The sequence below is a fragment of the Paenibacillus sp. FSL R5-0519 genome (assembly GCF_037974275.1).
GTDB lineage: Bacteria > Bacillota > Bacilli > Paenibacillales > Paenibacillaceae > Paenibacillus.
This window is the reverse complement of record NZ_CP150234.1, coordinates 4457789-4469875: the sequence shown is the minus strand read 5'-3', so window position 1 is coordinate 4469875 and position 12087 is coordinate 4457789. Positions and strand designations below refer to the sequence as shown.

Here is a 12087-nt window from a genome sequence, read left to right as displayed (position 1 = left end):
AATTGCAATAAAAAAATCCACCTTATGAACAAGAAACTACATTGAATTGGAAGGGGGGAAGACGTAATATGAGGAGAAATGTAAGCGCATTCATACCAGGGTGTTTCTTTAGCTCCTTGAGCGAGGTGGTCTTGTTTTAAAGGTGAAATAAGGTTTACGTGCTTTTGAATATTAAACGAGGGGGAAGAATGCTATGCGAAAGCGGATTTCAATCATAACGTTAGCTTTACTTTTGACCTTCAATAACTGTTTGAGTTTTGTTCTGCCATTTAACAATCAAGCTTCAGCGGACCCCGTAACACCAACGATGTTGGCACATTATCCACTGCTTGAGGATGTACAGGATACATCCGGTAATGGCAAACATGGAACGGCTGTAGGCAACATTACGTATGCCGATGGTCTTACTTTACCTGGAGGAACAGATAGTACTACGAACTACGTGCAGCTTCCTACTGGATTGTTTGATCATCAAGAAAATACAACGATTTCTGTATGGATCAAAAATAACACGGGGAGCGGGAACTACTCCGCATTATTCTACGGTACGCCAGCAGCTGAAAATAAATTACCAACGAACTATTGGCTGTTTAATCCATCGAACCCAAGTGGTGATTTCAAGTCCGTATTTACGGATCGCAATAATGTGGACCAGCCTTGGACAACTGAGATAGGAGTATCAGGCGCTTCTACCTCACAATATCAAGGTCAATGGGTTCACTATACGACGGTCATCACAGAACGCTCTATTACAGGTTACATTAACGGTGTAAGCATAGGCACGGCCGCCAAAGAGAAAACAACAGCCAGCTTTGGTACGGATTTGCAAGCTTACATCGGTCGCTCCAATTATTCAGGGGATGCTACTTTTGCGGGCAGCTTTCAAGATTTGAGAATTTACGGAGAGGCACTAAATAATGAAGATATCGCGGCAGTATATGAACAATCATTTAATGAAAAGCAAGTACAACAAGGCAAAATAGAGCTATCGTTAGGTGATATATCTGCCGTGACAGAATCTCTTGAACTTCCCTCTACCAATAAGTATGGCGCATGGATATCGTGGACTTCCAGTGATGAGAGTGCGGTTAGTGCAACTGGGGAAGTGACCTTACGAGAAATGGAGCAACAAGTGACGTTAACTGCAACCATTTCTTTAGGTGGAAGCCAGACAACGAAGGAGTTCGTGGTTACCTTACTATCTAAAGGTGCTAATGTGGAGCAGATTGCCGTTAAGGAAGTTTCGCTTAATGAAGCTGCACTTCGTTTGTCCATTGGGGACAGCGAGACATTAGTGGCTACAATCTCACCTTCAAATGCAACCAATACAAGAGTCGTCTGGACATCCAGTGACTCCAGTGTAGCGGTTGTCAATTCAACGGGTAGAGTTACAGCGGTTAGTGAGGGTAATGCCACAATTACGGTACAGACTGAAGATGGAGAGTTTACAGCTACATCAGCCGTTACCGTTAAGGGAAAATCACTCAAAGATGATCTGCTCCTTCATTACGACATGAAAACTACTGCGGAAGCAGACGGTCAACTCGTACTGAAGGATGTTGCCAACAAGCAAGTTACATTCGACGGTGTATTTAAAAATCCAAACAATGGACAATTCATTTCAAATAGTGAAGTTGGCTTTATCTCCTTCAATGGCGGGAGCTCTACATCGAATAGTGGATATGTTGAGATTCCCAAGGGCTCCAATGGATTGGATCTATTACAAGGTCTTAATGAGATTACCGTATCTTCCATCGTGAACTGGACGAATGATGGTACGAATCGCTGGATCTTCGGTTTGGGTACGGTGTTAACACCGGAAACGAACAAATATTTCTTCGTAACTCCACGTCACGGTAGTGGATCAGGCAATATGATTGCTACAGGTATCTCCAAAAATGGCTGGCCGAACGAAGCATTAGTTACAGGTGGCGCAAACTCCAACCTGATCGGTGGACAGTGGAAGCATGTAACGGTGTCCTTCTCTGAAGCTAGCAACAGGATCACATTATTCGTTGATGGAGTTAAGGTTGCTTCAGGTAATACGAAGGGACTAAAGCTGTCAGATATTATTAATCCGGATGCTACATTCTCTGGTTTTATCGGTAAGTCCATCTTCTCGAACGATCCATATCTTCAAGGTAGCATGGCTGATTTCCGAGTATATGATCGTGCGTTGACAGAGCAGGAAATGGGCGAGTTATATCAACAAGAAGCAGCAACTCACATCTCCCAAATACGCCAGCTTACTGTTGATGATGCAGCGAATCAACTTGACATCGGTCATTACTTAGACGGGGCAGATCAGAGTGCTGAGCAGATAACGAAAGACCTTACCTTACCGACGAGTGGTAAAAACGGCGTGAACATCACGTGGAGTTCTAGTCATCCTACGGTCATTTCTGACAGTGGTACTGTACAACGTCCTGCTGTTGAAGCAGGTAATGTTCAGGCAGAGCTTACGGCTACTTTAACGTATCAAGGCGTATCTAGAGCGGCTGTATTCCCGGTTACGATCTTGAAGCAATTCGATGATCAGCAGAAGGTTGATCTGGACGCTGAACAATTAGAGATCTACAACGCGGACAATGTTAAAGGGAACTTACGTCTTGTCACTACAGGTGAACAAGGCTCCACCATTACATGGACATCCAGCAGGCCGGCGGTTGTTAAAGGAACGGCTGAAGCGGCCGGTAACGCTACACAATTAGGCTGGGTGAGCCGTCAAACTACGGATATACCCGTTACCCTAATCGCTACGATTACGAATGGTACAGCTTCTAAAGAGTTAACGTTTAACGTTACAATTAAAAAAGCAGCTGCGCCAGTAAAGCCTGATGCGTACTTCTTTGCGTACTTTACAGGTGAATATGAGGGCGGTGAAGAGATCTCCTTCGCTACAGCCGAAGATCCATTGTTCTGGAAAGCGCTGAATAATGGAAAGTCGATCCTGCAATCGAATATGGGGGAAAAGGGACTTCGTGATCCATTCGTTATTCGGTCAGCAGAAGGTGATAAGTTCTATATGCTGGCAACCGATTTGAAAATGGGCGAAAGTACCGATTTCGATCAGGCTCAGATTACGGGCAGTCATTACATGATGGTTTGGGAGTCAGAGGATCTCGTGAACTGGAGCGAGCAGCGAATGATCAAAGTGGCTCCTAAAACGGGAGGAAATACGTGGGCGCCAGAAGCGATCTATGATCCGGTAACTGGAGAGTATATTGTATTCTGGGCATCATCGATGAAAAACACAGAGACATATGGTGATTATAACGGAAGACCTGAAGGTCAGTACAATGTGATGTACTACGCGACAACACGAGATTTCTACACCTTTTCTGAGCCCAAGGTCATGATTGATGAGTCACTTCCGACCATTGATACGACGTTTATTGAGCAGAATAATATGTTGTACCGATTCACCAAATCAGAAGTGAATACGAAAGTGTATGTGGAGAAGGCACCAACGTTCTATTATGACAAGGACGGTATTGCAGCAAATGGCCTTCAATACGAGGCTGTTCCGGGTACACGTGATAACAAACTCGGCTTGATCGGAAAAAATGGAAACAACGAAGGACAAACGATATTTAAGGATATTCATGAGGACAAATGGTATCTGTTTCTTGATTCATGGCCATATCATGTACGATATACAACAGATTTGGACAGTAGCACGCAATATATAAACAATGTGTTAAGTAGTGATCAATATGCACTTCCGCCGGGACCACGACATGGGACGGTAATTCCAATTTCACGTGCGGAGTATGATGCTTTACAAGAGAAGTATGCATGGAAAGGTCCAGCACCATCAGCAGACCCGGTTGTACATTACTCATTTGATGCAAATACAGTGAATGGTACAACGTTGAATGACATTTCTGGTAATGGCCATCACGCAACACTCGTAGGTGGAGCAACGATTAATGAAGAGGATCGTATCGGTAAAACGGGTGCTTCGCTAGAGCTTAATGGGTCAACAGGATATGTGAAGCTGCCAGATCACTTGATTCAATCCTTGAATCTGGAGAAGGCTACGTTCTCTACATGGGTTCAAATGGATAAAAATCAAGCCAATCAAAGAATATTTGATTTTGCTTCCGAAACAGGCAGACAGGTTAACCGCAATACGATGTACTTGAGTACACAAGGGGATACAGGTAGTCTGGAGTTCGCTGTCGTAACCCCTTTTACAGAGAAATTTAGCAATGACAGCACGAAACTAGGATCAGATTATAAATATGCAGTGAGAAATGCCGGACTTATACCAACGAAGGCTTGGCAGCATGTTGCCATTACAATGGATGAATTTGATGCCGTATTGTATGTGAATGGTCAAGAGGTTAAACGCAGCTCGACATTTAACGTGGAGCCGAGAATGTTACTGGAAACAACGATGAATTATATTGGTAAATCGAGAAACAGCTCTCATAGTCTATTTGATGGTAAATTGGATGATTTCCGTATCTATAATCGTGCATTATCCGTTGAAGAAATTGCAACTTTGGCTAATGAAGACGTTACTCCTCCAGTAGAGCAGCCATCTGGGGCAGAGCTCATTCTTCACTACGATATGAATGATATCGATGGTGCGACGGTTATTGACCAAACGGGAAACTTCAACGGAAAATGGACGAATCCATCTAAAGCAGAATGGATTCGTACACAAGATGCGGGTGTACTAAGCTTTACTGGTGGCACAACTAACTCTTATGTAGAGCTACCACAAGGAATACTTGATGGATTAACGGATATGACCGTTTCATCCATTGTGAACTGGAGCGGTAAAAATGCTGCGGAGTGGTTATATGCATTAGGAAGACCAAACAGTAATACGCACTATACGTATTTCACACCACGTTATAACGCTAACGGTCTGGCTCGTTTAGGTATCGCGACGAATGCCTGGAATAATGAGTCTTCAACTTCGACCACGGGTTTAAAGAACAATGAATGGAAAGTCGTTACAACTGTTGTTTCAGGCACGGATGGTACACTAACGCTTTATATTGATGGTGTTGCTGTTGCTTCAGGCTCAACAAATGGAATGACGCTGGAACAAATAAAAAATACTTCAGGCAGTAGTGGAACCATCGGTAAGTCATTCTATCCAGCTGATCCATACTTTGGCGGGTTGATTGCAGACTTCCAAATCTATGATGGTGCGATGACAGCAGCAGATATTGCATCACTGAAGGCTCGTGCAGATCAGAAGATTGCTTCGATGAAGGGCATGTTTGTATCGGCTGCGAAAGAGAAATTAACGATGGATGATCTTCTTGCCTCGAATACATCCAAAGATGCCATTATAAGCAATGTCACATTGCCAACATCAGGCGCTTATGGCACAACAATAAGCTGGACTTCAGATAAGGAGAATGTCATCTCAACTACAGGTGCCGTAACCAGACCAGCTAACGCAACGGGTGATCAAGTTGTAACGTTAACAGCAGTATTTACAGATGGTACAGAGACCGTTAACAAAACTTTTCAGTTGACGGTTAAGGCATTGCCGAACGATGTCACTTCTGTAGATGAAGCAAAAGCAGCACTAGTCGTTCATAACATTGGTGATGTTAGAGGTCATCTCTCATTACCGAAATCTGGACTATATGGAACAACCATTACTTGGGCTTCTGCTCAACCAAACGTCGTTTCAGTGACGGGTGAAGTACAACGTCCGGCGTACGGTAGTGGAGATATAGACGTGAAGCTTACAGCTACGATTACATTAAATTCAGCATCCGCTACAAAGGAATTTATGGCGAAGGTGAAAGAACGGCCTGCTGATGAAAAATATGCGGGATACTTCTTCACATATTTCACTGGAGAAGGTAGCTCAACTGGCGAGCAAGTTCACTTTGCACTAAGTAACGGCAATGATGCGTTGAACTGGCGAGAATTAAATAATGGTAACCCTGTATTGACCTCTACCTTAGGGGAGAAGGGAGTACGTGATCCATTCATTATTCGTTCGCCTGAAGGTGACAAGTTCTACATGATCGCTACCGATCTGAAAATTAACGGTAATGGTAACTGGGGCAGAGCACAGACATGGGGCAGTCGTTCCATTATGGTGTGGGAATCGAATGATCTGGTCAACTGGACAGATCAACGCATGGTAGAGGTTGCACCGGAAGAAGCGGGTAATACCTGGGCACCAGAAATTATGTACGACAAGACAACGGGTGAATATATCGTATTTTGGGCATCAAGAATGTTTGAAGATGCATCCCATACAGGCAGTGCATATCAAAAAATGATGTATAGCAAGACAAGAGATTTCTATACGTTTACGGAACCGCAAGTTTATTTGGATTATGGATATTCCATCATTGACACAACAATGATTGAGCATGAAGGAAAAGTGTATCGTTTTACGAAGGATGAGCAAGACAACGGAGCTTCTGCTCCATTTGGCAAGATGATCTTCCAAGAGGTTGGTAACTCGATCCTGGATCCAGCCTTCAGGATGATTAATCAAGGTGTGGGTAACATGAAATGGGTTGAGGGTCCAACGATCTTCAAATCAAATACCGATGAAAAATGGTATTTATTCGTAGATGAGTTTGGTGGAAGAGGTTATATCCCGTTCGAGACAACCAACCTTGCATCAGGTGAGTGGACATTATCTTCTAACTTCAACTTACCCGCCAGTCCGCGTCACGGAACGGTCATTCCCATTACACAACGTGAGTATGATGCACTTAGTGGGAAGAACGTACCCGTTAGTGGAATTAGCCTGGACCAAACGACGTTGTCTATCGTAGAAGGTCAATCAGGACAATTGACAGCTACCGTATTACCAGCTAATGCAACGAAAAAAGCAGTAACATGGCGCTCCAGTAATCCAGCTGTAGCCACTGTAAGTGCAACGGGTCGAGTAACTGCGGTGGCACCTGGAACAGCAACCATTACAGTAACTACAGTCGATGGCGGTTTATCCTCCAGCGCTACGGTAATGGTAACACCATTGGTTGATGGAACACCACAAGCACCAAGCAGCGGTGATGGAAGTGGTGGCGGTAATATACCTGCACCTTCAGTACCGCAAGCTACAGGTGGAAGTGAGCCAGTGGTGATGGACAACGGACAAATAACCATTAAGCCAGTCGTAAATGAGAGCGGTACTTCTGAAGTGAAGTTAAGTGCAGATACGGTGAAGCGTGCGCTTGATCAAACGACAGGCGGTAAGCTACGGGTGCGAGTTGAAGGTGATCAAAGCTGGAACGGGCTAACGATTGAGTTAGCAGTAGATGCGCGCTTAACAAGTGGATCTTCTACGGTAGATCGCATCGAGATCAGCACAGGCTCTGCAGTCGTAACCGTGGCAACCGAACTGCTCGGAACAGGGACAAGTGCGGGCAAAACGTTAGGATTGTCGATTAAGAAAATAACAGCTAATCAATTGTCAGCTAGTGCACAAGCTCAGCTGAACGGTGAAGTCGTATACGATATCGAGTTAACGATTGATGGTAAGAAACTTACAGCGTTTGATGGCAGAGATGATCTCGTGATTGCATTGCCATACACCCTAAAAGCTGCCGAAAATCCAAACAATGTCATCGTATACGATGTGAAGGACAACGGAGAGCTACGTGTGGTGACGAATGGTAAATATAATGCAGTGACAGGAAAAGTAGAGTTCAAGCCAACGTATGCAAGCAAGTATACGGTAGCGTATGTTGCAACGAGCTTTAAGGATGTGACCCAAGACTGGGCGAAGGACGCGGTCTCGGGATTGGGAGCAAGAGGCATTGTGAAGGGTGTAGGCGACGGCAAGTTTAATCCGAAGGGTCAAGTGACCAGAGCAGAATTCATCACCATGCTGATGAATATGTTGGAGTTATCGGATGAGAGCTCAACGACAGGTTTTAGTGATGTGAAGCAAGGAGAATGGTACCATGGAAACATCGCAACTGCACAGAAGCTGGGGATTGTGAACGGAAAGCCAGATGGAAGATTCGGAGTTCATGAGAACATTACCCGAGAAGATATGGCGGTTATGGTATACAAGGCGATCCAAATGAAGCAACTAGCGTTAGCAGGTGGTGAAGCTACTGCTTTCAGGGATGAAGCAAACATCGCAAACTACGCGAAGCAAGCGGTAGAGGCAATACAGGGAGCAGGTATAATCAACGGTGTAGGTAACGATGAGTTTGCACCGAAGAAAAATGCGAGCCGTGCAGAAGCAGCAGTGATGATCTATAATGTGTTGGGTTTGATGTAGGCACGTGCTCATAAGATCTTGGCATTACAAAGTCAGGAACGTTACCACTTCTTGTGGTAGCGTTTTTGGCGTACCATTTCGATCTTCTCCCTTTTGAAAGCGCTTTTAAATTAATGTAGACAAGAGAACATTGCAGATGATATATTGTTTCTGTAAGAAACAATATTATTTTTGTTGAGAACTATATTATACGTGTCCTTGTGAAGGGCGGAAGAATGATCTCTCGGAGCTCAAGCTTGGACACTACAAAAAAGGACGGGGATATGATGACTAAAATCGAGACAACAATTCAATCCTTTGACGGTACACAGCTTTATTTCAGCAAGGATACAGTGGAAAATGCCAAAGCCGCTGTCGTTATTGTGCACGGATTAGCGGAACATACCGGTCGCTATGATTATGTGACAGAGAAGCTGAGTCAGCGCGGGTTTAACGTATATCGATTCGATCATCGCGGTCATGCCAGATCGGAAGGACAGCGTACGTTCTACAGTGATTTTCACCAGATCATAGAGGATGTCAACGTTGTGGTGGAGACTGCTTTGCAAGAAAGCGGCAATCTTCCGCTGTTTGTTATCGGACATAGTATGGGCGGCTTCGCAACATCGTCTTTTGGAACGAAATATCCAGGCAAGGTTAAAGGTATCGTGTTATCCGGAGCGCTCACTCGTTACAATACAAAAGTTGCCGGAGAACTGCCAATGGATCTGCCTACAGGCACGTATTTCCCGAATGAGCTAGGCAGCGGCGTATGTAGTGATCCCGCAGTTGTATCTGCTTACGCGAATGATCCACTAGTTGAAAAGCAAATCTCTGTAGATTTGTTTAACAGTCTGGGGTATGGCATAACATGGCTGAAGGAGAACGCTGAGCAGTTTATAGATCCCGTACTTGTTCTGCATGGGGCGAATGACGGGCTGGTTAGCGAAAAGGATTCTCGTGATTTTTACGGAGATATCGCTTCAACCGATAAAACACTCAAAATTTATGCTCATCTGATGCATGAGATATTTAATGAACCAACCCGTGATGACGTTATTGAAGAAGCAATCACATGGATTGAAAAACGGATCTGATTTCAGTAGAGTAAGAGAGAGAATCTGAATGATGAAAGGGATTATCCATGAAATTAGATTGGATGGGCGACCATCGGAAACTGATTGAAAAAATTATCAAATACGGCAATGCGTACTCGAACACCTATAAGTTGCAGCGAAGTTATGGTACGGATATGATGTTCTCGGCTTCACAGATTCAGACGCTGGAATACATCCTGGAAGCCGAGGATAAGGAAGAGAAGATGACGGAAATGGCTGCGCGCCTGGGCGTAAGCCGCAGTACATTTTCCAAGAATGTGAAGAATCTGACCGAAAAAGGACTGCTCGAGAAATTCCATCTAAGCGGTAACCGCAAAGATATTTACGTCAAACCTTCGGCAAAAGGGCGCGAGGTATATGGCAAGTATACCGAATTTGTGCGAGAGCTTTGCTTTGATGAGATTTTCAAGTATGCCGATCAGATTTCAGATGCCGACAAACAAAACTTTATTCGCATTATGGATATGTTCGCCGATGTACTCGTCTGGTATGGTGAAAAGGAACAAGAAGCACGTAAATTAATCAGAATTGATTCGGATTCGGGCAGCGACTAGTTTCGAGATAAAAGGGATTTTCCTCAAGGCTGTTCTGTGGCCGGAAAGGAAAATTCCTTTTTGCTTGCTTTGAAACACGAACCTTGAAATTAAGGCACTAGCCCATTCCCTCCGCGAATGTCCGTCATACAGTATAAGGTGCTCTCGTGAACTGCTGTATGACAAATGTTGAATAGGGAGATGGATAGATTGAAATCAAAAACAAAACTGACCGGACGAGTGATCTTCAGAGGTGATCCAGGATATGAGGCCGCCCGAAAAAACTGGGACCCGCATACGGACAGATTTCCTAAAGTATTTGTTTTTGCTCAGAAAACAAAAGATGTCTCCAATGCCATCCGATGGGCTCGTGAGAATGATGTGCCGATCCGGCCGCGAAGTGGCAGACACGCGCTTGAAGTGAACCTGTCACAGGTGAATGGCGGTATCGTGATTGACGTGAGTGATCTGAATTCGATCAAGCTTGATAAAAAAAATGGAACCGTCGTTGTAGGAACAGGCAACCGGGTAGGAAGAATTGCGAATACACTCGCCAAGCAAGGATTCATCGCTCCTTTTGGTGACAGTCCTACAGTTGGAATCGGTGGGATTACGTTAGGCGGGGGAATTGGACCTCTCCAGCGTACCATAGGTCTCATCAGTGATAACCTGCTTGAAGTGGAAATGGTGGATGCCAACGGAAAAGTCATTCGGGCGAATAAAAATCATAATGCAGATCTCTTTTGGGCCTCCCGGGGAGGGGGCGGTGGTAACTTCGGAGTGTACACCCGCTACAAGTTCAAAGTGCGCCGGGCTCCAGCGAAAGCGACAGTATTTAAAATCACCTGGCCATGGGCTCAATTCGAAAAGGTGCTCAAAGTATGGCAGCGGTGGGCTCCCTCTGTTGATACGAGATTGGGCAGCGAGTTGTCCATCGGACCGAAAAAAGGTGGTAACGTTATGATGGAGGGACTGTTCCTAGGCTCTAAAACAGAGGCCCTCCGATTATTGCAGCCAATGACTAGTGTCGGCACACCGACGAGCTCCACGGTTCGTTTGTTGCCTTACCCGGAAGTTGTGAAGTTCTTATTGCAGCCTGACCCGATTCAAACGCAAAGGTTCAGTAACCAGTTCTCCTCCGGTTTCGGAAGAAAACCATTTCCTGATAAGGCCATCAAATCGATGCGTGCATTTTTGGAGAACTTGGAAGAGGGGCCAGGCGGGTTCTATTTCCTCAACTGGGGCGGAGCAGTAAGTCGCAAATCACCTCGATCAACCGCCTTCTTCTGGCGTAAAGAGAAGTTCTATGTGGAATGGACCAGTACGTGGCTCAAACCTTCCCATGCCGCTAAAAATATTGCACTCGCTCGTAATACTCGCAAGAAATTGCAACCATACATTGTGGGTTCTTATATCAACGTTCCAGACCAAGGAATCAAAAATTCCGGTCCAGTGTACTATGGAGCCAACTATGCCAGACTGCGGAGAGTCAAAGCCAAGTATGATCCGAAAAATGTGTTTAACAATCCGCAAAGCATCACGCCTGCTCGGAGAGCGTAATCCATATTTACTTGTTCACTGTCTAATTAATGAGTGAATAAACACGCCTTAATGGGCGTGTTTTTGGTATGTAAAATATAAATGCCAGAACAAGGAATGAAATCAACCTGTGAACAAGCATGGACAAGCGTGAACGACGGTCAATGGAAAGATATACGACGCACACTCAGGATATCACGACCGTGAATACTTTTTTCACCGAACAACGAAAAAACTGCCCTCGGTCATATGACCAAGAGCAGTTTCTTCACATGCCAACTAGGCATGTCAGTTGTTGGAGCAATTAAACGTTAACTTTTTCTCCAGCAAATACTTCCACGTTCATTGGTGCGGCCATAAAAGCTGCTGCTTGTTGAACAAAAGCCTGGAAATGTGAGCTTGTGTTGTGGGAAGCTGTAGCAGCTTCATCTTTCCACAGTTCAATCATCGTGTATTGTTGTTCGTGTTCTGTACTTTTTGTCAGATCATAGCTGATGTTACCTTCTTCTTGACGTGTAGCCGTGATCAGTTCTTTAGCTGCAGCCAGAAATGCTTGTTCTTGAGCCGCTTGAATTTGCAGATGTGCGTGAATGATAATCATAATAGTTAACCCTCCAGAGTGTGTTTGAGATTTGTTAGTGATATAAACCTATTGAAGCAAATAATCATGACTTACAGGGAA

5 protein-coding genes are annotated in these 12087 nt (G+C 44.6%); 4 read left to right on the top strand and 1 reads right to left on the bottom strand.

Annotated elements, in window-relative coordinates:
* Positions 1–193 precede the first annotated feature (193 nt).
* The 4 genes from MKY73_RS20015 to MKY73_RS20000 all read left to right on the top strand — a co-directional run bounded on the left by MKY73_RS20015 (position 194) and on the right by MKY73_RS20000 (position 11426).
* The gene (locus tag MKY73_RS20015; RefSeq protein ID WP_339303168.1) at positions 194–8236 is read left to right on the top strand and encodes an immunoglobulin-like domain-containing protein; all 8043 of its coding nucleotides are present in this window, start codon (positions 194–196) and stop codon (positions 8234–8236) included.
* Between the two features lie 266 nt (positions 8237–8502).
* Entirely contained in the window at positions 8503–9312 is an 810-nt protein-coding gene (locus MKY73_RS20010; protein ID WP_339308671.1) for a lysophospholipase, read from the top strand.
* Positions 9313–9359: 47 nt separating this feature from the next.
* Positions 9360–9887 carry a MarR family winged helix-turn-helix transcriptional regulator gene (locus MKY73_RS20005; protein WP_339303167.1) on the top strand — a complete coding sequence of 176 codons (528 nt, stop codon included), beginning with the start codon at positions 9360–9362 and terminating at the stop codon, positions 9885–9887.
* A 189-nt stretch (positions 9888–10076) separates the two neighbouring features.
* Complete coding sequence (locus tag MKY73_RS20000; protein ID WP_339303166.1) at positions 10077–11426, top strand: FAD-binding oxidoreductase; 1350 nt, start codon at positions 10077–10079, stop codon at positions 11424–11426.
* Between the two features lie 283 nt (positions 11427–11709).
* Here the strand turns inward: MKY73_RS20000 and MKY73_RS19995 are convergent, their stop codons facing one another.
* Positions 11710–12006, bottom strand: coding sequence for a putative quinol monooxygenase (locus MKY73_RS19995; RefSeq protein ID WP_339241040.1), 297 nt, complete (start codon positions 12004–12006; stop codon positions 11710–11712).
* Positions 12007–12087: the final 81 nt, after the last annotated feature.